We start from the raw sequence: 21,995 nt of genomic DNA on the forward strand, positions 1-21,995 counted from the left end.
CCACCCGGTGGGGCCCCGGCCAGTAATCTCAGCGCCCATGGAGCAGAGGCATCTCGGCCGTACCGGCCTTCGCGTGTCCCGGATCGGGCTCGGCACCCTCACCTGGGGCCGGGACACGGACGAGCACGACGCCGCCGACCAGCTGAAGGCCTTCTGGGACGCGGGCGGCACCCTGGTGGACACCGCCGATGTGTACGGGGGCGGCGAGGCCGAGTATCTGCTCGGGCGGCTCGTCGGGAGCCTGGTCCCCCGTCAGGATCTGGTCCTCGCCACGAAGGCCGGCAACGTCCCGGACCCCTATCGCCGTTTCAACGGTTCGCGCGGGCACCTCCTGGCCGCCCTGGACGCGTCCCTGGAGCGGCTCGGCACGGATTACGTGGACCTGTGGCAGGTCCACGCCTTCGACCCGGCGACCCCGCTGGAGGAGACCCTCCAGGCGGTGGACCTGGCCGTGTCCTCCGGCCGCGTCCGGTACGCGGGCGTGTCGAACTTCTGCGGCTGGCAGCTGGCGAAGGCCGCCACCTGGCAGCTCGCCGCGCCGGGGGTGCGCACCCGGCTGGCCAGTACGCAGATGGAGTACTCGCTGCTCCAGCGGGGCATCGAACGCGAGGTGCTGCCCGCGGCGCTGGACCTGGGGATCGGGCTGCTGCCGTCCTCGCCGCTGGGGCGCGGCGTGCTCACCGGCAAGTACCGCCAGGGCACCCCGTCCGACTCCCGGGGAGCGTCGACCCGGCTCGCCCCGTTCGTCGAGCCGTATCTCGACGACGCGGCGGGCCGCATCACCGACGCGGTGGTGACGGCGGCGGACGGCCTGGCGACGAGCCCGCTCCAGGTGGCGCTCGCCTGGGTCCGGGACCGGCCCGGGGTGGCCGCGCCGATCGTCGGTGCGCGCAACGCCGGGCAGCTCGCGGAGGCTTTGTCGGTGGAGGCGCTTAGTCTTCCCTACGAGATCTGCCAGGCGCTCGACGATGTGTCGGCGCCCGTGCACCGCTATCCCGACCAGGACTGGAGCACGCTGTGACTGCGCTTCCCGGGGAGACCCCCGGCACCGTCGGCACGGACACACCACAGGACACCGTGTCCCCGCCCGATGCCGGTGCCGAAGGCCCCGAGCACGCCGAAGCGCCCGACGCGCCTGATGCGCCTGATGCGCCCGACGCGCCTGATGCGCCTGAAGGCTTCGAGCCCTCGGGCACCTCGGAGGACGCGGAGGACGACGGGGAGGACGGCGCGGAGGACGGAGAGGACGGCGCCGAGGCCGGGGCGACCGCCGAGGCCGCTCCCGCCGCCGAGCTCTCGGAGGCGCAGGCCGAGCTGGCCGCCCAGCGCGAGCTGCGCGAGCGGATCGAGAAGCGCAAGGCGGAGAAAGCCGCGCCCATCGCCGCCGGCACGGGTCTGAGCGGCACGGCCGCCGATCTGCTCGCGGCCGTCCGGGCCGTGGAGAGCGGCGAAAAGGCGGGCACCGCGTTCTTCGACCGGCCCGCCACGCCCCCGGCCGCCCGGCGCCCCGCACCGGCCGCCGCGCAGCCGCCCCGGACCCCCGTGCCCGAGGCCGCCCCCGTGGCACGGGCCGCCGCGCCGGAGGCCCTGGACGCGGTGCGCGCGGTGCTCGCGGAGGGCGAGGCCCCCGAGGCGCTGGCCCGCCCGGCCGTGGACGCGCTCGGTGAGCAGGCGGCCGAGCTGCTGCGCACCGACCCCTGGCAGTTGCTGGCCGTGTCCGGCGTGCGGCCGGAACAGGCCGACGGTTTCGCGCGAGCCCTGCTGGGCGCCGGTTGCGGCCCGGACGACGGCCGCAGGACAGCGGCCCTGGTCGGCTGGCTGCTGGAGCGCGCGGCCCTCCAGGGCCACACGGCCCTGGACGCCCGGGCCGTACGGGCCGCGCTCGCCGAGCGTGCGGTGGGCGATCCGGACGCGGCCGTGCGGGACGCCGTCGAGGAGGGCGTCGCCCTGGTATTCCAGGAGGACGACGAGCCGGCGACGGACGACACCGGGACGATGGACGGCGAAGCGGACGAAGCGGGCCTCGCGGAGGCCGCCGACACCGAGCGGGAGCCGGTCCAGGTGCTGCTGGGCCTGGACCGCTACGCGCTGGCCGAGGAGAGCCTCGCCGACGGCCTGGCCCGGCTGGTCAACGCCTGTGAGAAGGCCGCCGACTGGGCGGAGGCGGCCGCCGCGGCCCCGAGCCCGTCGGCCGCGGAGCTGATCCGTACGACCGCCGCGGCCGGACTGGTCGCGCACAGCGGCGGCGAGGCGGCCCGGGCCGAGCCCGCCGCCCTGATCGCGGCGGCGCGCGGCCTGGGGCTGCGGGCCCTGGGAGCCACCCACAGCGAGGACGGCCGCCGGCGGCTCGCGGCGGCCACCGGCGATCCGGACGCGGCGGTCACGCTGGCCGGCCTGCTGTCGGGTGCGCAGGGCCCCGGCCGGGACGAGGACGGGGCGCTGGCCCTGGACCTGCTGGTCGTGCTGGACGCCCCGCAGCTGGACGTGGAGGGTGCGGCGGTCCTGGTCGAGGCGCTGGCCGACGGAGCCCGGCTGGTGCTGAGCGGTGACCCCGGCGTGCTGGGCTCCGCGGGCGCCGGGCGGGTCTTCGCCGATGTGCTGGCGTCCCGCGCCTGTCCGCAGGTCGTCTCCCGCACCCCGGATCCCGGGCCGATCGGCGAGCTGGTCTCCGGTATCGGCATCGGCGAGCTGAACCAGGTCGACGCCCCGGGCAAGGAGGTGGTGATCGTCCCGGTCCGCGACGCGGGCGAGGCCGTCCACCGCACCGTGCAGCTGGTCGCCGACTCGGTGCCCCGGGCGTTCTCCATCCCCGCCGAGGAGACCCAGGTGATCACCGTGGGCCACGGCGGGGCCGCCGGGACCAGGGTGCTGAACGAGGCGCTGAAGCGACGGCTCAACCCGGGCCCCGGCCGGTTCGGCGGTTTCGATCCGGGCGACCGCGTGGTCCATGTGCCCGCGCCCGGCCGGGCGGTGCCCGGGGTGGTGCGCTCGGCCGACGCCGAGGGGCTGCGGCTGGACTGCGGGGGTGTCCCCGTCGTCGTACCGCAGGAGCGGGTGGAGACGTCGGTGCGGCACGGCTGGGCCCTCAGCGCGCATCAGGCGGCCGGGATGCGCTGGCCCGCCGCGGTCGTGGTGCTGCCGGGCGACGCGGCGCAGGGGCTGAGCAGGCCGTGGGTGTACACCGCGTTCGGCCGGGGCGAGCGGCATCTGTCCGTGGTCCACGGGGTGGACCAGGCGCTCCCGCACGCGGTGGCGCAGGTCCCGGCCCAGGAGCGGACGACCCGGCTGCGCGCGCTGCTGGAGGCGCTCCCGACGCCCGAGGCGTCGTCCTGAGCGTTGAGCCGGTCCGGACAGCGGTGGGGCCCCGGTGCGCTGCGCGCCGGGGCCCCACCGTCACGTCCGGTGCGGGAGCGGGGAAGGAGGGTCAGAGGCGGCCCGCCGAGGGCCCGGCGAAGTCCTCGTCCGACTCGTCCTCCTCGTCGAAGACCGCGCTGACGTCGAAGCGGCAGACCACCAGTTCGGGGTCGGCGTCCTCGAAGGGGGCGCCGAGCCACTCCCCCGGCTCCGGCGGTGCTTCCCCGGCCGAGACCCAGAGGGTGGAGTCGCCCTCCTCCAGGCCGAATTCCGTGTGCCGGGAGGCGATCTCGTCCGGTTCGAACTCGCCGAAGAGCACACCGAGCGCGGCGTGGACGCTGGTGCCGACCACCGGGGCCGTGTCCTGCCCGCCGCCCGGACCCGCGTCGAGGTCGGCGAGGCGCTGAGCCTGTGCGAGCAGACGCGGGGGCTCCGCGACCACGTAGTCGCGCCGGATCAGGACGCTGAGCGCGCTGGGCTCCGCGGGACCGGCGTAGGGAGGCAGGGAGTCGTCCGCGCCGGGGATCTCGAAGGGGGTGACTTCGTCGTAGCGCTCGTAGAGGAGTTCGTCGTAGACCTCGGCGGCAGCGGCAAGGGCGTTGAACGCGTCGTAGACGGCGGGGTCGTCGTCCCCGGTACGGCGTTCGACCGCGTCGAGGTGACGGTCGATCGCGGCTTTGACCGCCTCGGCGGCGGCACGTACCTCGGCAGCGGTGGGCTGCGCAGCATCAGACATAGTGCAGACGCTATCCGTACCGGGGCTCTGCCCGCACAATAGATGCGATGCCGGAATACGAATTCGTCGACGTGTACGTGCCGCGCGGGGTCTCCCGCAAGGAAGCGGCCCGACTCCTGACCGACCACGCCGAGTACGGACACTGGGAGCTGGACCGCCTGACGCTCCGCAGGGACGGCAGCCGCAGAGTGCGGCTGCGCAGACGGATCATCCGTCAGCTGCGGGCCAGCTGGTGACAGGAAGCGGGCCCCGCATTCGCGGGGCCCGCTCCGTCGTCCGGGCTGTGCCGTGCGGTACGCGCCCGGATCAGGCGGCGCTGCGCGAGCGGCGGTAGAGAACCGATCCCGCGCCGGCGAGCAGCAGTCCCGCACTGGCCGGGATGAGCAGTTCGAGCCCGCCCCCACCGGTCTGCGCGAGCTGCTCCTCAGGGAAGTGCTGGGGCTCGGGGGCGTTCGGCTCGGGGGGCTGGTTGGCCGGCGGGACGACCGGCTTCTCCGGCGTGACCGGGGGCTTCTCCGGCTGCTCGGGCGACGGGGGCGGAACCTCTGCGTCGTTGGAGCAGCTGTTGCCGAAGACGGGGTTCAGCAGTCCGCCGATGGTGACGCTGTTCCCGCAGACGTTCACGGGGATGTCGATCGGTGCCTGGACCGTGTTGCCGGAGAGGATGCCGGGCGAGCCCTGGGCGGTCCCCTCGGCCGTGGCGCCGCCGCCCGGGGCCCGGTGACGGCCGGTGCCGGGCTCGGAGTGCCGGTCCGACGCGCCGGAGTGGCCGTCCGAGGCAGTGGTGTCGCCGGCCCGGGCGCCGTTGCCGGAGCCGCCGGGGACCGAGCGTTCCTGGGGAGCCGCCGAGCTGTGCCCGGAGCGGTCGGACGCTGCTGATCCGTTTCCGCAGTCGTTTCCGTAAGCGGGGTTCAGCAGACCGCCGACGCTGACGGAGTTGCCGCAGACGTTGACCGGGATGTCGATCGGGACCTGCACCGAGTTCCCGGACAGCACGCCCGGTGAGCCGGAGGCGGTACCGGCCGCCCCGGAGTCGGCGTGGGCGTATCCGCCGCTCAGCGCGAGCACTCCGCCCGCAGCCGCCATGGTGATCAGGCCTTTACGAGTGACCTGTCGCATAGGTTCGTTTCCTGCCTTCTGGCTTCCGAAAAGCCCCCGGACATGACCGTGCGGGAGCCGAATGCCGAACGGTCCCGAAGCGCATGGTGTGCACTCCGGGACCGGTCGAGCTCAAACCCTTACGGGTTGACGTTCAACGTCAGGCGTTGATGCAGGTGTTGCCGAAGCTGGGGTTCAGCAGACCGATCACGTTGACCGTGTTGCCGCACACGTTGATCGGCACGTGGACCGGAACCTGGACGACGTTGCCGGAGAGCACGCCGGGGCTGCCGATGGCAGCACCCTGGGCGCCCGCGTCGGCGGAAGCCATGCCCGCACCCGCGAGAACGAGGCCACCCGTAGCAGCCGCAACTGCGACGACCTTCTTGATCATGTTTCCTCCTAGTTGGAAATGCGGTCCCAGCCGCGGACCGCACACCTTGTAACGAGGAGGAGGTGGCGGGGCTACGTGTGAACGGCCCGTTTCACTCGTTCGGACATGTCCGCACAGGTGGACGAATCGATAGTGAATCGGGCACGGAGCGGTCAGGAGTGGTCGATGAACCGGTCGAGCACCCGCACGCCGAACTGCAGACCGTCGACCGGGACCCGCTCGTCGACGCCGTGGAACATCCCGGCGAAGTCCAGCTCCGGCGGCAGCTTCAGCGGGGCGAAGCCGAAGCCCCGGATGCCGAGGTCGTCGAAGGACTTGGCGTCGGTGCCGGCCGAGAGCATGTACGGCACGGCACGGGCGATGGGGTCCTCGGCGACCAGCGCGGTCTGCATGGCGTCGACCAGCGCGCCGTCGAACGTGGTCTCCAGGGCCTTGTCCGCGTGCACGTCCTCGCGCCGGACGTTGGGCCCCAGGATCCGGTCCAGGTCCGCGAGGAACTCCTCCTCGTACCCGGGCAGGTACCGGCCGTCGACGTGGGCGGACGCCTGCCCCGGGATGACGTTGACCTTGTAGCCGGCGCCGAGCTGCGTGGGATTGGCGGTGTTCTGGAGGGAGGCGCCGATGAGCTTGGCGATGCCGCCCAGCTTGGCGAGGGTCTCGTCCATGTTCTCCGGGTCCAGCTCGGTGCCCAGCGCGTCGGAGAGCTCGTCCAGGAAGTGCCGCAGCGTCTTGGTGACCCGCACCGGGAACTTGTGCCGGCCCAGCCGCCCGACCGCCTCGGACAGCTCCGTGATGGCGTTGTCCTTGTGGATCATCGAGCCGTGCCCGGCGGTGCCGTCCACGGTCAGCTTCATCCAGTGCATGCCCTTCTGGGCCGTCTCCACCAGATACAGCCGCAGGTTCTCGTTGACGGTGAACGAGAAACCGCCGACCTCGCTGATCGCCTCGGTGACACCCTCGAAGAGCCCGGGGTGGTGGTCGACGAGGTAGCGCGCCCCGTACGTCCCGCCGGCCTCCTCGTCCGCGAGGAAGGCGAGCACGATGTCGCGCGGGGGCTTGCGGCCGGTGCGCATGCGCTCGCGGACGACCGCGAGGGTCATCGCGTCCATGTCCTTCATGTCGACCGCGCCCCGGCCCCAGACGCAGCCGTCCGCGATCTCCCCGGAGAACGGGTCGTGCGTCCAGTCCGCCGCGTTGGCCGGGACGACGTCGGTGTGCCCGTGGATGAGGAGCGCCGGACGCGAGGGGTCCTCGCCCTCGATCCGGGCGACCGTGGAGGCCCGCCCCTTGTGCGACTCGAAGATCTTCGGCTCCAGGCCGACCTCCGCGAGCTTCTCCGCGACGTACTCGGCCGCGAGCCGCTCACCGGGGCCGGAGTGGTCGCCGTAGTTGCTGGTGTCGATCCGGATCAGGTCACGACAGAGGTCGACGACCTCCCTCTCGGCGTTGCCGCCGGTGACGGCCTTGCCCGTGCTGCTGTCGCTCACGCTGGTTCCTTCCACTGTCGCTGTGGTGCTCCTTCTCATCCTCCCGCGCCCACGGCCCCCGCCCAAGGCCGCACACCCCCCGTCACGCACCGTTCACCGCCATCGGGGCGTGATCGAGCACCCTCGAATGTTTGCTATGGTTTTCCACGTCGGAACGGGCACGGGCCCGCGAGACAGACACCTTGTCCGGGTGGCGGAATGGCAGACGCGCTAGCTTGAGGTGCTAGTGCCCTTTATCGGGCGTGGGGGTTCAAGTCCCCCCTCGGACACCAGCAGGAGCCCCACTTCGGTGGGGCTCTTTTGCGTCACCGGGCGACCACGGAGAGGGGCGATGATGCGGGGTCGCAGGAAGCCGCCTCCCGCGCCGCTCCCCCAGCGGAACGGGATCGACGCGGTGCGGGTGCGGCTGCCGGAGGATCCCGACGGGCTCCGGGGCTGCGTCGGGGAGCATCTGGTCGCGCGGTTCGGCGGGGCGATCGGGGCGGACCGGGTTACGGAGATGCTGGCGGCCGGGCGGTTCGTGGGGGCCGACGGGGTCGCCGTGCGGGGCGACGAGCCGTACGCCGCGGGGCGGTGTCTCTGGTTCCACCGGGACTTCGCGCCGGAGGAACCTGTGCCGTTCCCGGTCGGCGTCGTGTACCGGGACGAGCGTCTCGTCGTCGCCGACAAGCCGCACTTCCTGGCGACCATGCCCCGGGGGCGGCACATCACCGAGACCGCGGTGGCCCGGCTGCGGCGGGAGCTGGACCTGCCCGCCCTGCAGCCGGCGCACCGGCTGGACCGGCTGACCGCGGGGCTCGTGCTGTTCGTGGTGCGGCCCGGGGACCGGGGCGCGTACCAGACGCTGTTCCGGGACCGGCTGGTGCGCAAGGAGTACGAGGCGCTGGCCCCGTACGACCCGGAGCTTCTCCTGCCCCGGACCGTGCGGAGCCGGATCGTGAAGGAGCGCGGGGTGCTCGCCGCCCGGGAGGAGGCGGGCGAGGCGAACAGTGAGAGCCGGGTGGAGCTGGTGGAGCGCCGGGGGCCGCTCGGGCGGTACCGGCTGCTGCCCGCTACCGGGCGGACGCATCAGCTGCGGGTCCATATGAACGCGCTGGGGCTGCCGATCGTCCACGATCCGCTGTATCCGGTGGTGGAGGAGGAAGGGGCCGCTGACGACTTCTCGCGGCCGTTGCAGTTGCTGGCCCGGGTTCTGGAGTTCACCGATCCGGTCGGCGGGGAGCCGCGCCGCTTCGAGAGCGGGCTGCGGCTCTCCGCCTGGCCGGAGGGGTGAGAGGCGCTCAGTGGCCGCGCTTGATCCACTCGTCGAGCTGCGGGGCCTCCGCGCCGATGGTGGTGGGGTCGCCGTGGCCGGTGCGGACGGCGGTGTCGCCGGGGAGGGTGAGCAGCCGGTCCCTGATCGAGTCGATGATCGTGGGGAACGACGAGAAGGAGCGGCCGGTGGCGCCGGGGCCGCCCTGGAAGAGGGTGTCGCCGGTGAAGACCGTGGCCAGCTCGGGGGCGTACAGGCAGACCGCGCCGGGGGCGTGGCCCGGGGTGTGCAGGACCGTGAGCGTGGTGCCCGCCACGGTCAGTTCCTGGCCGTCCGAGAGGATGCCGTCGGGGGTGTGGTCCGGGTGGGTCTGCTGCCAGAGCGGCAGGTCGTCCGGGTGGAGCAGGATCGGGGCGCCGGTGGCTGCCGCGAGGGCGGGGGCGGCGTCGATGTGGTCGTTGTGCGCGTGGGTGCAGACGATGGCGCGCAGCGTCCGGCCGCCGAGCGCGGCCTCGATGGCGGCGGCGTCATGGGCGGCGTCGATGACGATCGCCTCGGTGTCGTCGCCGACGATCCACACGTTGTTGTCGACGTCCCACTCGCCGCCGTCGAGGGCGAAGGTGCCGGAGGTGACCAGATGGTCGATGCGGACGGACATCAGAGGACCACCACCGAGCGGAGGACGTCGCCGTCGTGCATCCGGGCGAAGGCCTGCTCGATGTCGCCCAGGCCGATGGTCTCGGTGACGAAGGCGGCGAGGTCGAGACGGCCCTGCTGGTGGAGGTCGACGAGCATCGGGAAGTCGCGGGAGGGCAGGCAGTCGCCGTACCAGGAGGACTTGAGCGAGCCGCCGCGGCCGAAGACGTCCAGGAGCGGCAGTTCGAGCTTCATCTCCGGGGTCGGGACGCCGACGAGGACGACCGTTCCCGCGAGGTCGCGGGCGTAGAAGGCCTGCTGGTAGGTCTCCGGGCGGCCGACGGCCTCGATGACGACGTCGGCGCCGTTGCCGTCGGTGAGGGCGCGGATGGCCTCGACCGGGTCGGCGGAGCGGGAGTTGACGGTGTGGGTGGCGCCCATCTTCTTCGCCGTCTCCAGCTTGCGGTCGTCGATGTCGACCGCGATGATCTTCGCCGCGCCGGCCAGCCGGGCTCCGGCGATGGCGGCGTCGCCGACGCCGCCGCAGCCGATGACGGCGACGGAGTCGCCCCGGCCGACCTGGCCGGTGTTGATGGCGGCGCCGATGCCCGCCATGACGCCGCAGCCGAGCAGTCCGGCGACGGCCGGGGAGACCTCGGGGTCGACCTTGGTGCACTGGCCGGAGGCGACGAGGGTCTTCTCGGCGAACGCGCCGATGCCCAGCGCGGGCGACAGCTCCGTGCCGTCGAGCAGGGTCATCTTCTGCTTGGCGTTGTGGGTGTCGAAGCAGTACCAGGGGCGGCCGCGCAGACAGGCGCGGCACTGGCCGCACACGGCACGCCAGTTGAGGACGACGAAGTCGCCGGGGGCGACGTCCGTGACGCCCTCGCCGACCGACTCCACGACCCCCGCGGCCTCGTGGCCGAGGAGGAAGGGGAACTCGTCGTTGATGCCGCCCTGCTTGTAGTGCAGGTCGGTGTGGCAGACGCCGCACGCCTGGATCTTCACGACCGCCTCGCCGGGGCCGGGGTCCGGGATCACGATCGTCTCGACCCTGACCGGCTCGTTCTTCCCCGGTGCGATGACGCCTTGCACCTGCTGTGCCATAACCCTGCTCTCCCTGCTCCCGCGCTTCGCGAAGATCGATCGCGGTCAACCGTACGCCTTGGGAGGGCCGCTACGGAGCGAGGACGTCCAGTTCGTGCAGGGCGCCGACCGCGATCTCCTTGGTGATCCGTTCGGCGGCCTCGCCCTCGCCCTCGCGGACCGCCTCGGCGAGCCGGACGTGCAGGGTGACGGCGGCCGGGTCGGGGTCCTCGAACATCACCTGGTGGTGGGTGCGGCCCGCGAGGACCTCGGCGACGACGTCCCCGAGCCGGGCGAACATCTCGTTGCCGGAGGCGTTGAGGACGATCCGGTGGAAGGCGATGTCGTGTTCGAGGTAGGCCTCCAGCTGCTGGCCGCGCGAGGTGGCGACCATGCCGAGGGCGCGTTCGGTGAGTTCGGCGCACTGCGCGGCGGTGGCGTGGCGGGCGGCGAGGGACGCCGCGACCGGTTCGATCGCGGAGCGCAGCACGGTGAGGGAGCGCAGCTGGCGGGGGCGGTCGGCGCCGGCGAGACGCCAGCGGATGACCTGGGGGTCGTAGACGTTCCAGGTCTCGGTGGGGCGGACCGTCACACCGACGCGGCGGCGGGACTCGACCAGGTGCATCGATTCCAGGACCCGGACCACTTCGCGCACGACCGTACGGGAGACGTCGAAGCGCTGGGCGAGCTCGTCGGTGCGCAGGACGCTGCCGGGCGGGAACCGGCCGGAGGAGATCTCCAGACCCAGGGTGTCCAGCACATGCGTATGCAGCCCCTGGCTCTGTGTGGTCATGGTCCAAGCCTACGGCGCGACCCCCGGGAACAATAAGTACGACGTTTACGTCACAGACTCTTGAATAAGTCGTACCTAATAGGTTTCAGTAGCGCGACGGACCGATGTCGAAGAAGACAGCGAGACACCCCCATGAACACCGCACCCCCCGTGAACACCCCCCACGTCGTCGTGGTGATGGGTGTGGCAGGAACCGGCAAGACCACCATCGGCCCCCTGCTCGCCGCCGAACTCGGCGTTCCGTACGCCGAGGGCGACGACTTTCATCCCCCGGCGAACATCGCCAAGATGTCGGCCGGCACCCCGCTGGACGACGACGACCGGTGGCCGTGGCTGGACGCCATCGGCGCGTGGGCGCTCGGGCGGGCGGGACTCGGCGGGGTCGTCTCCAGCTCCGCGCTCAAGCGCGTCTACCGGGACCGGTTGCGGGAGGGGGCGCCGGACGCCGTCTTCCTGCATCTGACCGGTGACCGGGCGCTGATCGAGGAGCGGATGGCGGACCGCAAGGGCCACTTCATGCCCACCGCACTGCTCGACTCGCAGTTCGCGACGCTGCAGCCGCTCCAGGCCGACGAGGCCGGGGTGAGCGTCGACGTGTCCGGCACACCCGAGGAAATCACCGGCCGAGCCGTCGCCGCGCTGCGCCGGCTCGATAGTTAAGGACCTTCACCGTGACCAGTCTCAGCGTCGAGATGCTGGCAGCGGAAGCCGCCGAACCGATCACCTCGGCAGGCAACGCTCAGTTGGGCATCGCCGTCCTGGCGGGCATCGCCGTCATCGTTCTCCTCATCACCAAGCTCAAGACGCACGCGTTCCTCGCGCTGACCATCGGTTCGCTGGCCCTCGGCTCCTTCGCGGGAGCCGCCCCGGCCGACACGATCGCCAGTTTCACCGCGGGCCTCGGCTCCACCGTCGCGGGCGTGGGCGTCCTGATCGCGCTCGGCGCGATCCTCGGCAAGCTGCTCGCCGACTCGGGCGGGGCCGACCAGGTCGTCGACACCATCCTCGCGAAGGCGAGCGGCCGGGTCATGCCCTGGGCGATGGTCCTGATCGCCTCGATCATCGGTCTGCCGCTGTTCTTCGAGGTCGGGATCGTGCTGATGATCCCGGTCGTGCTGCTCGTCGCCAAGCGCGGCAACTACTCCCTGATGCGGATCGGCATCCCGGCGCTGGCCGGGCTCTCCGTGATGCACGGGCTGATCCCCCCGCACCCCGGCCCGCTGGTCGCGATCGACGCCCTGGACGCCAATCTCGGCGTGACGCTGGCGCTCGGCGTGCTGGTCGCCATCCCGACGGTGATCATCGCCGGTCCGGTGTTCTCCCGCTACGCCGCGCGCTGGGTGGACATCAAGCCGCCGGAGAACATGATCCCGCAGCGCCCCTCCGAGGACCTGGACCGCCGTCCGAGCTTCGGCGCGACCCTGGCGACCATCCTGCTGCCGGTCGTCCTGATGCTGCTGAACGCGCTCGTCGAGATCGTGGTCGACAACCCCGAGAACGGTCTCCAGAAGGTCACCTCGGTCGTCGGGTCGCCGCTGATCGCCCTGCTCGCGGCCGTCCTCGTCGGGATGTTCACACTCGGCCGGGCCGCCGGATTCACCAAGGACCGGCTGGCCGGCACCGTGGAGAAGTCCCTCGCCCCGATCGCCGGAATCCTGCTCATCGTCGGCGCGGGCGGCGGCTTCAAGCAGACGCTGATCGACGCCGGGGTGGGCCAGATGATCCTGGAGTTCTCCGAGAACTGGTCGATCCCGGCCCTGCTGCTCGGCTGGCTGATCGCCGTCGCGATCCGCCTCGCCACCGGCTCGGCCACCGTCGCCACCATCTCGGCCGCCGGTCTGGTCGCCCCGCTGGCCGCCGACATGTCGGCCTCGCACGCGGCCCTGCTGGTGCTGGCCGTCGGCGCCGGTTCGCTCTTCTTCAGCCATGTGAACGACGCCGGGTTCTGGCTGGTGAAGGAGTACTTCGGCATGGACGTGGGTCAGACCGTGAAGACCTGGTCGGTGATGGAGACGATCATCTCCGTGGTGGCCATGGCCTTCATCCTGCTGCTGTCGCTGTTGCTGTAGCCCCTCCCGTACGGCAATGACGGACGCCCGCCCCGGTACGGCACCGGGGCGGGCGTTTCGCGTACGGGAGCCGTCAGCGGCGGGCCGCCTCGCTCTCGGCCGCCTTCTCGAGCTGGAACGCCTCGTTTCCGAGGCCGATCCGGGCGTGGACCTCGGGCCTGACCGAGCGCAGTACCGCCCCGTACACGAGGCCTCCGACGAGCGCGAGGATGATCACGCCCGGCAGCAGCCGGTCGAGGGCCGAGCCGGGGCCGGAGCCGACGAGGACGTCGAAGTCGCGGACGGTGAGGACGGCGATCGACAGGAGCGCGAGTCCGGCGAGGGCGGAGGCGACCAGGCGCGGGGCCTGTGCGCGGCCCGCGCCACGCTTGACGAAGAAGGCGATGACGGCGAAGGAGGCCGCGGCCATCAGCAGGATGACTCCGAGCGCGCCGACATTGCCCATCCAGGTGAACAGCCGCAGGACGGGGGCGGTGGGGTCGCCGACCGGCTTGTCGTCGGTGAACGCGAACGCCAGGACGATCACCACGGAGACGACGGTCTGGAGCAGCGAGCCGGTGCCGGGGGCGCCGCTCGCCCGGTTGGTGCGGCCGAAACGGGCGGGCAGCAGACCCTCGCGGCCCATCGCGAACGCGTAGCGGGCGACGACGTTGTGGAAGCTGAGGAGCGCGGCGAACATCCCGGTGACGAAGAGGATGTGCAGGATGTCGGTGAAGGTGGAGCCGAGTCGCGCCTCGGTGAGGCCGAACAGCAGCCCGGGGCCCTCCTTGAGGGAGGTGTCGGCGATGGAGCCGGGTCCGGCGGCGACGGTGAGGGCCCAGGAGCTGATCGCCAGGAAGAGCGCGGCGTAGCCCACCGCGAGGAACATCACCCGGGACACCACGATCTGCGGGCGGCTCGTCTCCTCCGCGTACACCGGGGCCTGCTCGAAGCCGACGAACGCGGCGATGCAGAAGCAGAGCGCGGTGCCGAGCCCGGCGCCGGTGAGGGTCTCGGGGTTGAAGGCGTGCAGCGACAGGCCCTCCGGGCCGGGCTTGCTCACTGCGGCGATGTCGAAGATCACCACGAGGGCGCACTCGATGACCAGCAGGACGCCGAGCACCTTGGCGTTGAGGTCGATCTTCAGCCAGCCGAGGACGCCGACGACGGCCGCCGCGACCAGCGCCGGAATCCACCAGGCCAGCTCGATGTCGAGATACGTGGCGAAGATGCCGGAGACCTCGAAGCCGAGGATCCCGTAGATGCCGACCTGCATCGCGCTGTACGCCACCAGCGCCACGAGCGAGGCGCCGGCGCCGGCGGTGGGGCCGAGCCCCCGGGCGATGTACGCGTAGAACGCGCCGGCGTTGTGGACGTGCCGGCTCATCTCCGCGTAGCCGACGCCGAACAGCATCAGGACGACGCCCAGGATGATGAAGAGGAGCGGCTGGCCGACGATGCCCATCACGCCGAAGACCGTGGGCATCACTCCGGCGACCACCATCAGGGGGGCGCTGGCCGCGATGACCGACAGCAGGAGGCCGGGGGTGCCGAGCCGGTTCGCCCGCAGGGCGCGTTCCTCGCCCTTGTAGGTGTTGATCCCGCCGGTATCGGCCGTCCTCCTCGTGGTGCCGGTCTCACTGGAAAATGAACTGCCGGTCGACATGGCGGGATGGGTCCCTTCCTCGTGGTGGGGTGGTGCCTTTCCTGCTTCACGGACCGCTTGACGGGCGGTGCTTCAGGGTCGTGCTTCACGGGTCGTGCTCACGGACCGCTTGACGGGTCGTGCTTCACGGGTCGTGCTTCACGGGGCGCCGAGCGCGTGGGCTCGCGCGGCCACGAAGGCGGCGTGCGGCTCCCGGCCCGCGTACGACCAGGGCGCGGCGGTGGCGTACGGGCCGATGCGGTGGAAGAGGGCGGCGGCCTCGGCGGGCCGCCCCTCGCAGACCTTGGCGTGCGCCAGGAAGTTCAGGTCGAGACGGTGGCGCGGGTGGTCCTCGCGCTCCCATTCCAGCCACCAGTCGAAGGCGGCCTTCATCACCTGGCGGGCCCGGCGGCCGGACCAGTGCCCGGAGGCCGTCGGGTCGTCGGACTCGATTCCGGCGGCGACCAGGACGCGGTAGCGCTCGGCGTGGGCGATGACCGGGAGCACGGCCAACGGAGAGTCTGCGGGGGCCAGTTCCGCGGCCCAGGCGGCGAAGTCGTACACCTCGTGGAGGGGGTCGTGGCCACTTCCCGGGTTGCTCTCGGCCAGCAGGGAAGCCATCACGTGGTGGGCGTGGTGGTGGTCGGGATGGCGGGAGCGCACCTCCTCGAAGAGCCTGCCGGTCTCGTCCGCCCCGTCGTCGCGGCCCCGGTCCAGGAGGAGCAGCGCGAGCCAGGGGGTGGGGTCGTCGGGGAGGAGACGGGCGGCGGCGAGGCAGGCTTCCCGGGCTCGGACGGCGTCGTTCGCCTTGGCCGCGGGCCGCAGCGCGCGGGCGACCCGGGCGCAGCCGAGAAGGGTGGCGGCGTCGGCGCTCTCGGGCTCGACGAGCAGCCAGTCACCGGCCCAGTCCACGGCGGACGAGGTCTCGGCGAGGGCCAGGAAGCGATGTCCGCGGCGGTCCCAGTCCCGCCCGGTGCCCACCAGCAGGGTGCGGGCCTCGGACCATCTGCCCTGGACGAACCGGCCGCGGGCGGCGATGAGTTCATCGTCGTCGAGGGCAGGGTCGAAGACGTGCTCCGAGCGGCTGCCCCGACGGCGGGAGCGGCCCAGGGGCGGCGGAGGCGGGGGCATGCCGCGGGCTTCTTTCGATGCGGTGTGCGAGCGGATGATCGCGCACAGCAAAGCGGCAGGCGATGCCCCCCGTCAAGGGGCACCCAATGTCAACTCTATGTACCTTTCGGCTACTTGGCTGGAATTCATCCCGTCGGCTCGCATGTTCGCACAGCGTGCGGCGGGGTCGGTGGGTGCGAAGTGGCGCCTGACACACTGGGGACATGGAACCTCGCGAGCCCCTCAGCCCCTTCCTCCTCGCCTTTCCCGGACCGTTGCGCGACCGGTTGGTGGCGGCGGTCCTCTCCGGCGAAAAGGTGTCCACCTCTGGGCTGTTGGCCGAGTACGAACGGGAGGGGGAAGAGCTTCCCCCCGTGGGCGAGCGGTCCGCGCTGATCGACTCGCAGGGGCGGGAGGTGGCGGTGCTGGAGCTGACCGGCGTGCGGGTGCTGCCCCTCGGGGAGGTGGATCTGCGGCACGCGCTCGACGAGGGCGAGGGGTACCGGTCGGTGGCCGAGTGGCGGGCGGGGCACGAGCGGTTCTGGCACAGCGAGGAGATGCGGGAGGCGCTGGGGGATCCGGGGTTCACGGTGAACGACGCGACGCTGATCGTGGCGGAGCGGTTCCGGGTGGTCGAGCGGCTGGGGTGACGCCGGGCCCCGCCCCGAACCCCCGCTTCTCCGACGCCGGAGGGCTTGAGACAACAACAGGCTCCGCCTACAGGGCCCGCGCCGCCGCCCGGCCCGCCGCCCGGCCCGAGAAGATGCAGCCGCCCAGGAACGTGCCCTCCAGGGAGCGGTAGCCATGGACGCCGCCACCGCCGAAGCCCGCGGCCTCGCCCGCCGCGTACAGGCCGGGGAGGGGGGCGCCCTCGGCGCTGAGGACACGGGAGGACAGGTCCGTCTCCAGGCCGCCCAGGGACTTGCGGGTGAGGATGTTGAGGCGGACGGCGATCAGCGGGCCCGCCGCCGGGTCCAGGACGCGGTGCGGTTTCGCGGTGCGGATGAGGCGGTCGCCCAGGTAGGCGCGGGCCCCGTTGATCGCGGTGACCTGGAGGTCCTTGGTGAAGGGGTTGGCGATCTCGCGGTCGCGGGCGGTGATCTCGCGGCGCAGGCTCTCCTCGTCGATGAGGTCGTCGCCGGTGACCGCGTTCATGCCCCGGACCAGCGCGCCGAGGTCCTTCTCGACGACGAAGTCGACGCCGTGGTCCATGAACGCCTTGACCGGCGCGGGCACGTCCGCGCGCGCCCGGCCGATCACGTCGCGGACCGATTTGCCGGTGAGGTCCGGGTTCTGCTCGGAGCCGGAGAGAGCGAACTCCTTGCCGATGATGCGCTGGTTGAGCACGAACCAGGTGTAGCCGTGGCCGGAGCCCATGATGTGTTCGAGGGTGCCGAGCGTGTCGAAGCCGGGGAAGAGCGGGACCGGCAGCCGCTTGCCGCGGGCGTCCAGCCACAGGGACGAGGGGCCGGGCAGGATCCGGATGCCGTGCTTGGCCCAGATCGGGTTCCAGTTCTCGATGCCCTCGGTGTAGTGCCACATCCGGTCGCGGTTGATGTGGTGCGCGCCCGCCTTCTCTGCGATGCCGAGCATCAGCCCGTCGACGTGCGCGGGCACCCCCGAGAGCATCTTCTCGGGCGGGCTGCCCAGGCGCTCGGGCCACTGGGAGCGGACCAGGTCGTGGTTGCCGCCGATGCCGCCGGAGGTGACGATCACCGCCTGGGCCTTCAGCTCGAAGACGCCGGTGACCTCCCGGCCGCTCGCGGTGCCGCGCTCGGCCGGGCTGGGCTCCAGGATCTCGCCGGTGACCGTGTCGAGCGCCCCGGCGGTGCGGGCGAGACCGGTGACACGGTGCCGGAACCTCAGCTGGACGAGCCCCTTGGCGACGCCCGCGCGGACCCGCCGCTCGAAGGGGGCGACGACGCCGGGGCCGGTGCCCCAGGTGATGTGGAAGCGGGGCACGGAGTTGCCGTGGCCCATCGCGTCGTAACCGCCGCGTTCCGCCCAGCCGACGACCGGGAAGAGGCGCAGCCCCTGCTGATGCAGCCAGGAGCGCTTCTCACCGGCGGCGAAGTCGACGTACGCCTCGGCCCACTTCCGGGGCCAGCGGTCGTCGGTCTCCCGGTCGAAGCCCGCCGTGCCGTGCCAGTCCTGGAGGGCCAGCTCCCGGCTGTCCTTGATCCGCAGCCGGCGCTGTTCGGGCGAGTCCACGAGGAAGAGGCCGCCGAAGGACCAGTGCGCCTGGCCGCCGATGGACTGCTCGGGCTCCTGGTCGAGGAGGATCACGGAACGGCCGGCGTCGACCAGTTCGGCGGTGGCCACGAGCCCGGCGAGTCCTGCCCCGATCACGATCACATCAGCGTCGTACGCCATGGGTTCCATCCTGTCGGGGTGGCTCGGGGGCGGGCGGGGAACGCGGGCCCGCCGGCCAGCGGGACGTGGAGCGGCGGAACGTTCAAGTTACCCGTGCGTCAGATCTTGGATACCCGCCAGGGCCACGTCAACCGTCCGGGTGCTGTTGGATGAAACGCATGACGCCCTCTGACGAGATTCTGGACATCGTCGACGAGAACGACGAGGTCATCGGACAGGCCCCGCGTGGCGAGGCGACCGCGCGGAGGCTGCGGCACCGCTGTGTGTTCATCGAGGCGCGCGACGCCGACGGGCGGGTCTTCGTCCATCGGCGTACGCCCACGAAGCTCGTCTTCCCCTCGCACTACGACATGTTCGTCGGCGGGGTGGTGGGTGCGGGCGAGTCGTACGACGAGGCGGCGCTGCGCGAGGCGGAGGAGGAGCTGGGGGTCTCGGGGCTGCCGCGTCCCGAGCCGCTGTTCCGGTTCCTCTATGCCGACGCCGACGCCGGACACACCTGGTGGTCGGCCGTCTACCGGGTGCGGTGCGAGCTGCCGGTGGCCCCGCAGGCCGAGGAGGTCGCCTGGCACACGTTCCTCGACGACGCGGAGCTGGAGCGGCGGCTCGGCGACTGGCCCTGGGTGCCCGACGGGGTGGAGGCGTACCGGCGGCTGCGGGAGTTCCGGGCGGGCCGACCGGGCTGACCGGGCTGACCGGGCTGACCGGGCTGACCGGGCCCGATCGGTGTGAAGCCCTTAGGGTTCCAGATGTGAACAAGATCGTGCAGAACGTGCGGCTGTGGTTCGCGCCGCAGCGGGTCCGGGAGGAGGGGAACACCCCCGACTACCGGTTCTCCCTGGCCAACGAGCGGACGTTCCTCGCCTGGATCCGGACGGCTCTGGCCCTGATCGGCGGGGGTTTCGCCGTCGATCAGTTCCTGCCGGAGCTGGTGTGGGGCGTGCGGGCCGGGCTCGCGCTCGGGCTGCTGGCCGCCGGGGTGTTCTGCGCGTTGCGGGCGGTCAACCACTGGGTGCGGTGCGAGCTGGCGATGCGGCGGGGCGAGGACCTGCCGGTGTCCCGGTTCCCGACCCTGCTGAGCCTCGTGGTCGCCGTCGTCGCGGTGGCGATGGTGGTGGTGGTCCTCTTCGGCTGGGAGGGCGTGTGACGGCGACGGCGGAGAGGGATCCCGGGCTGCAGCCCGAGCGGACGCGGCTGGCCTGGCGGCGTACGACCCTGTCCGCCACGGTCGTCGCGCTGCTCGCGGTGCGGCAGGCGCTGCTCGGCGGGGCGACGCCGGCCGCGCTGATCGCGGTGGCGCTGAGCACGGCGGCCTGGCTGGGGTTCTTGGTGGTGGCCCACCGTCGGATGCTGCGGATGGAGGCGGCGCGTCCGGAGCCGCTCGCCCCGCGCGGGGCGCTGGCGGCGGCGCTGTGCACGGTGGCGCTGGCGATGTTCGCCGCGGCGATGCTGTTCTGAGCCGGGCCTGCCGCCGGGCGCGGACGCCGATCGCTGTTCCGGGTCTCGCCGGGCCGGGCGCGAGCACCGAAGCTGCTCCGGGCCGGGCTGCCCGGCCGGGCGCGGGCGCCGATGCTGTTCCGGGCGGGCCCCGGTCGCTCAGGCGTCCCAGTCCACCGTCACCACGATCTTGCCGCGGGTCCGCCCCTCCTGGTTGAGCCGGTACGCGTCGGCGGCCTGCTCCAGCGGGAACACCCGGTCCACGTGGACGGTGACGATGCCCTGTTCGGCCAGTTCCGCGACCTGGGCCAGATCGTTCGCGTCGGGGCGCACGAAGGCGTAGCGGCCGCCGTAGGAGAAGACCTCGCTGTCCGCGATGGAGGCGAGCCGCCCGCCCGGGGCGAGGGTGTCGGCGGAGGCGCGCAGCGCGTCGCCGCCCACCGTGTCGAAGGAGGCGTCGAAGCCGTCGGGGACCAGTTCGCGCAGCCGGTCGACGAGGCCCTCGCCGTACTCCACCGGCTCCGCGCCCAGGCTGCGGAGGTGCTCGTGGTTGCGGGGGCTCGCGGTGCCGATCACCCGGCAGCCGGTGTGCCGGGCGATCTGGACGGCCAGTGATCCGACGCCTCCCGCCGCCGCGTGGACCAGGACGGTGTCGCCGTCACGGATCTTCAGGGTGCGGTGCAGCACCTGGTAGGCGGTCAGGCCGGCCAGCGGCAGGCCCGCGGCCTCCTCGAAGCTCAGGCTCAGGGGCTTGCGGGCGAGGGTGCGCACCGGGGCGGCGACGTACTCGGCGAACGTGCCCCGGGAGAGGAAGTCCTCGCGTACGTAGCCGATGACCTCGTCGCCCACCGCGAACTCGTCCACCGCGACGCCCGGTTGTACGACCACCCCGGAGACGTCCCAGCCGGGGATCACCGGGAAGACGGCTTCGAGGCCCCCTTGGAGGTAGCCCTCGCGGGCCTTCCAGTCGACCGGGTTGACGGCGGCCGCCCGTACCTTCACCAGGACCGAGTCGGGGCCGACCTTGGGGTCGGGCCGCTCGCCGTACTCCATGACGTCGGCGGAGCCGTACGCGCTGTAGCTGATCGCCTTCATCCCTCGACCTTCCGCGCAGGTCGGGGCCGCCGCAACTCAGGGGGTACGGCCGGACCCCTCTCACCAGCGCGGGACGGCAGGCGCTGTCCATTCCGGGTCGGCGGCGCGCATCGCCGCCGCGTCGTCGCGCTCGCGGCAGGTCCCGTCGTCCTCCAGCCACCGCCGGTGCAGGGCGGCCAGGCGGTCGTGGTCCAGTTCGACGCCGAGGCCCGGGGCGTCGGAGACGGTCAGCCGGCCTCCGGTGAAGGTGTGGCGCTCGGTGATGACGTCCTCGGTCTGCCAGGGGTAATGGCTGTCGCAGGCGTACGCGAGGTCCGGCACGGTGGCGGCGACGTGGGTCATCGCGGCGAGGCTGATACCGAGGTGGGTGTTGGAGTGCATGGAGAGCCCGACGCCGAACGTGCGGCAGATGCCCGCCAGCTCCCGGGTGCGGTGCAGCCCGCCCCAGTAGTGGTGGTCGCTCAGGACGATCTGGACGGCGTCGCGGGCGAAGGCCTCGGGGACCTCGGCGAGGGTGGTGACGCACATGTTGGTGGCGAGCGGGACGTCGGTTCCGGCCGAGACGGCGGCCATGCCGGCCGTGCCGCTGGTGGGGTCCTCCAGGTATTCGAGGACGTCCTTCAACTGCTCGGCGACGTACAGCGAGGTGGGGACGGACCAGGCGCCGTTCGGGTCCAGCCGCAGCGGGCGGCCCGGGAACGCCTCGGCCAGGGCGCGCACCGCCGCGATCTCCCGGTCGGGCTCGAAGACGCCGCCCTTGAGCTTGAAGGAGCCGAAGCCGTAGGCGTCGGCGAAGCGCCGGGCCTGGGCGACGACGCCGGCCGGGTCGAGCGCCGCGCCCCAGTCGTCCCTCTCGCCGGCTCCGGGGTGGGCGGCCCAGCGGTAGAAGAGGTACGCGCTGTATTCGACGGTGTCGCGGACCTTGCCGCCGAGCAGGGCGTGCACCGGCAGGCCCAGTGCCCTGCCGAGGGCGTCCAGGCAGGCGACCTCGAAGGCGGAGACGACCGAGAGCCGGATCTTCTCCGCATTCCTGACTCCGCGGAGTCCCCCGGCGTCCACCCGGTCGTCGGCCGCGCGCGAGTCGCCGCACGCCTCGTCGGCCAGGACGGACAGCCCGTTCAGATCCGTGACCGTCCGGCCGGGGAGCGCCTCGGCGAGGGAACGTGCGGGCTCCAGGTAGGCGCCGTCGCCGTACGTCTCCCCCACCCCGGTCGTGCCGCCCCGGGTGATCACCTCCACGATCAGACGCGGGGTGTAGGGCTGGTGGACGCCTTGCGTGTTCAGCAGGGGCGGGTCGGACACGAGGATCGGGGTGAGCCGGACGTCTTCGATCACCAGACCAGAGGTATTCATACGTGAACTCTATTCAGGCAGGTGTTTCACCGCCAGAGCCGGACCGTCTCCCGGACCGCCGGATCCGGGGAGGGCACTGGACGACATACCGACTGGTCGGC

Annotated in this window: 22 protein-coding genes and 1 tRNA gene; 11 read left to right on the plus strand and 12 right to left on the minus strand. The window is 72.4% G+C overall.

Annotation, left to right across the window (positions count from 1 at the left end):
• Positions 1-37 precede the first annotated feature (37 nt).
• Positions 38-1,021, plus strand: a complete 984-nt coding sequence (locus PSQ21_RS05010) for an aldo/keto reductase (protein WP_274029191.1) — start codon at positions 38-40, stop codon at positions 1,019-1,021.
• Entirely contained in the window at positions 1,018-3,333 is a 2,316-nt protein-coding gene (locus PSQ21_RS05015; protein ID WP_274029192.1) for a helix-hairpin-helix domain-containing protein, read from the plus strand. Before PSQ21_RS05010 ends, PSQ21_RS05015 begins: the two co-directional genes overlap by 4 nt.
• A gap of 91 nt (positions 3,334-3,424) precedes the next feature.
• On the opposite strand, the gene PSQ21_RS05020 is transcribed toward PSQ21_RS05015, so the two are convergent.
• Entirely contained in the window at positions 3,425-4,090 is a 666-nt protein-coding gene (locus tag PSQ21_RS05020) for a hypothetical protein (protein ID WP_274029193.1), read from the minus strand.
• A gap of 47 nt (positions 4,091-4,137) precedes the next feature.
• On the opposite strand from PSQ21_RS05020, the gene PSQ21_RS05025 reads away from it, so the two are divergent.
• Positions 4,138-4,326: a DUF5703 family protein gene (locus PSQ21_RS05025; protein WP_097868327.1), complete on the plus strand. Its 189-nt coding sequence runs from the start codon at positions 4,138-4,140 to the stop codon at positions 4,324-4,326.
• Positions 4,327-4,396: 70 nt separating this feature from the next.
• Here the strand turns inward: PSQ21_RS05025 and PSQ21_RS05030 are convergent, their stop codons facing one another.
• The 3 genes from PSQ21_RS05030 to PSQ21_RS05040 all read right to left on the minus strand — a co-directional run bounded on the left by PSQ21_RS05030 (position 4,397) and on the right by PSQ21_RS05040 (position 7,069).
• Positions 4,397-5,209, minus strand: a complete 813-nt coding sequence (locus tag PSQ21_RS05030; RefSeq protein WP_274029194.1) for a chaplin family protein — start codon at positions 5,207-5,209, stop codon at positions 4,397-4,399.
• Between the two features lie 139 nt (positions 5,210-5,348).
• Positions 5,349-5,582, minus strand: coding sequence for a chaplin ChpH (gene chpH, locus PSQ21_RS05035; RefSeq protein WP_274029195.1), 234 nt, complete (start codon positions 5,580-5,582; stop codon positions 5,349-5,351).
• Positions 5,583-5,734: 152 nt separating this feature from the next.
• The gene (locus tag PSQ21_RS05040; protein WP_274029196.1) at positions 5,735-7,069 is read right to left on the minus strand and encodes a M20/M25/M40 family metallo-hydrolase; all 1,335 of its coding nucleotides are present in this window, start codon (positions 7,067-7,069) and stop codon (positions 5,735-5,737) included.
• Between the two features lie 184 nt (positions 7,070-7,253).
• On the opposite strand from PSQ21_RS05040, the gene PSQ21_RS05045 reads away from it, so the two are divergent.
• A tRNA-Leu gene (locus tag PSQ21_RS05045) sits at positions 7,254-7,341 on the plus strand.
• A gap of 62 nt (positions 7,342-7,403) precedes the next feature.
• Positions 7,404-8,342: an RluA family pseudouridine synthase gene (locus PSQ21_RS05050; RefSeq protein ID WP_274035644.1), complete on the plus strand. Its 939-nt coding sequence runs from the start codon at positions 7,404-7,406 to the stop codon at positions 8,340-8,342.
• Positions 8,343-8,349: 7 nt separating this feature from the next.
• Here the strand turns inward: PSQ21_RS05050 and PSQ21_RS05055 are convergent, their stop codons facing one another.
• The 3 genes from PSQ21_RS05055 to PSQ21_RS05065 form a co-directional block, all read right to left on the minus strand.
• Positions 8,350-8,979, minus strand: a complete 630-nt coding sequence (locus tag PSQ21_RS05055) for an MBL fold metallo-hydrolase (RefSeq protein WP_274029197.1) — start codon at positions 8,977-8,979, stop codon at positions 8,350-8,352.
• The gene (locus PSQ21_RS05060; protein WP_274029198.1) at positions 8,979-10,064 is read right to left on the minus strand and encodes an S-(hydroxymethyl)mycothiol dehydrogenase; all 1,086 of its coding nucleotides are present in this window, start codon (positions 10,062-10,064) and stop codon (positions 8,979-8,981) included. Before PSQ21_RS05060 ends, PSQ21_RS05055 begins: the two co-directional genes overlap by 1 nt.
• Positions 10,065-10,134: 70 nt before the next feature.
• Positions 10,135-10,836 carry a FadR/GntR family transcriptional regulator gene (locus PSQ21_RS05065; protein WP_274029199.1) on the minus strand — a complete coding sequence of 234 codons (702 nt, stop codon included), beginning with the start codon at positions 10,834-10,836 and terminating at the stop codon, positions 10,135-10,137.
• A gap of 132 nt (positions 10,837-10,968) precedes the next feature.
• Between PSQ21_RS05065 and PSQ21_RS05070 the strand changes: the two genes are divergently transcribed.
• A complete protein-coding gene (locus PSQ21_RS05070; RefSeq protein WP_274029200.1) occupies positions 10,969-11,496 on the plus strand; it encodes a gluconokinase in 528 nt (175 codons plus the stop codon).
• Between the two features lie 11 nt (positions 11,497-11,507).
• Entirely contained in the window at positions 11,508-12,905 is a 1,398-nt protein-coding gene (locus PSQ21_RS05075; RefSeq protein WP_274029201.1) for a GntP family permease, read from the plus strand.
• A gap of 73 nt (positions 12,906-12,978) precedes the next feature.
• Here the strand turns inward: PSQ21_RS05075 and PSQ21_RS05080 are convergent, their stop codons facing one another.
• Together PSQ21_RS05080 and PSQ21_RS05085 are read right to left on the minus strand one after the other, a co-directional pair.
• On the minus strand, positions 12,979-14,550 hold the full coding sequence (locus PSQ21_RS05080) for an APC family permease (RefSeq protein ID WP_274029202.1): 1,572 nt from the start codon (positions 14,548-14,550) through the stop codon (positions 12,979-12,981).
• Positions 14,551-14,688: 138 nt separating this feature from the next.
• Complete coding sequence (locus PSQ21_RS05085; RefSeq protein ID WP_274029203.1) at positions 14,689-15,660, minus strand: hypothetical protein; 972 nt, start codon at positions 15,658-15,660, stop codon at positions 14,689-14,691.
• 203 nt (positions 15,661-15,863) lie between these two features.
• Here PSQ21_RS05085 and PSQ21_RS05090 point away from each other — a divergent pair, with 203 nt between their 5' ends.
• The gene (locus PSQ21_RS05090) at positions 15,864-16,289 is read left to right on the plus strand and encodes an ASCH domain-containing protein (RefSeq protein WP_274029204.1); all 426 of its coding nucleotides are present in this window, start codon (positions 15,864-15,866) and stop codon (positions 16,287-16,289) included.
• A 67-nt stretch (positions 16,290-16,356) separates the two neighbouring features.
• On the opposite strand, the gene PSQ21_RS05095 is transcribed toward PSQ21_RS05090, so the two are convergent.
• Entirely contained in the window at positions 16,357-18,012 is a 1,656-nt protein-coding gene (locus PSQ21_RS05095; RefSeq protein WP_274029205.1) for an FAD-binding dehydrogenase, read from the minus strand.
• Between the two features lie 158 nt (positions 18,013-18,170).
• Here PSQ21_RS05095 and PSQ21_RS05100 point away from each other — a divergent pair, with 158 nt between their 5' ends.
• From PSQ21_RS05100 to PSQ21_RS05110, 3 genes are all read left to right on the plus strand, one after another.
• On the plus strand, positions 18,171-18,695 hold the full coding sequence (locus PSQ21_RS05100; RefSeq protein ID WP_274029206.1) for an NUDIX domain-containing protein: 525 nt from the start codon (positions 18,171-18,173) through the stop codon (positions 18,693-18,695).
• A gap of 65 nt (positions 18,696-18,760) precedes the next feature.
• On the plus strand, positions 18,761-19,156 hold the full coding sequence (locus tag PSQ21_RS05105; RefSeq protein WP_274029207.1) for a YidH family protein: 396 nt from the start codon (positions 18,761-18,763) through the stop codon (positions 19,154-19,156).
• Positions 19,153-19,467, plus strand: coding sequence for a DUF202 domain-containing protein (locus tag PSQ21_RS05110; RefSeq protein WP_274029208.1), 315 nt, complete (start codon positions 19,153-19,155; stop codon positions 19,465-19,467). The genes PSQ21_RS05105 and PSQ21_RS05110 overlap by 4 nt, the downstream gene beginning before the upstream one ends.
• Positions 19,468-19,605: 138 nt before the next feature.
• Here the strand turns inward: PSQ21_RS05110 and PSQ21_RS05115 are convergent, their stop codons facing one another.
• Positions 19,606-20,541, minus strand: a complete 936-nt coding sequence (locus tag PSQ21_RS05115) for an NADP-dependent oxidoreductase (RefSeq protein ID WP_274029209.1) — start codon at positions 20,539-20,541, stop codon at positions 19,606-19,608.
• A 60-nt stretch (positions 20,542-20,601) separates the two neighbouring features.
• The gene (locus tag PSQ21_RS05120; RefSeq protein WP_274029210.1) at positions 20,602-21,894 is read right to left on the minus strand and encodes a glucarate dehydratase family protein; all 1,293 of its coding nucleotides are present in this window, start codon (positions 21,892-21,894) and stop codon (positions 20,602-20,604) included.
• Positions 21,895-21,995: the final 101 nt, after the last annotated feature.

This window comes from Streptomyces sp. MMBL 11-1 (assembly GCF_028622875.1).
Classification (GTDB): Bacteria; Actinomycetota; Actinomycetes; order Streptomycetales; family Streptomycetaceae; genus Streptomyces.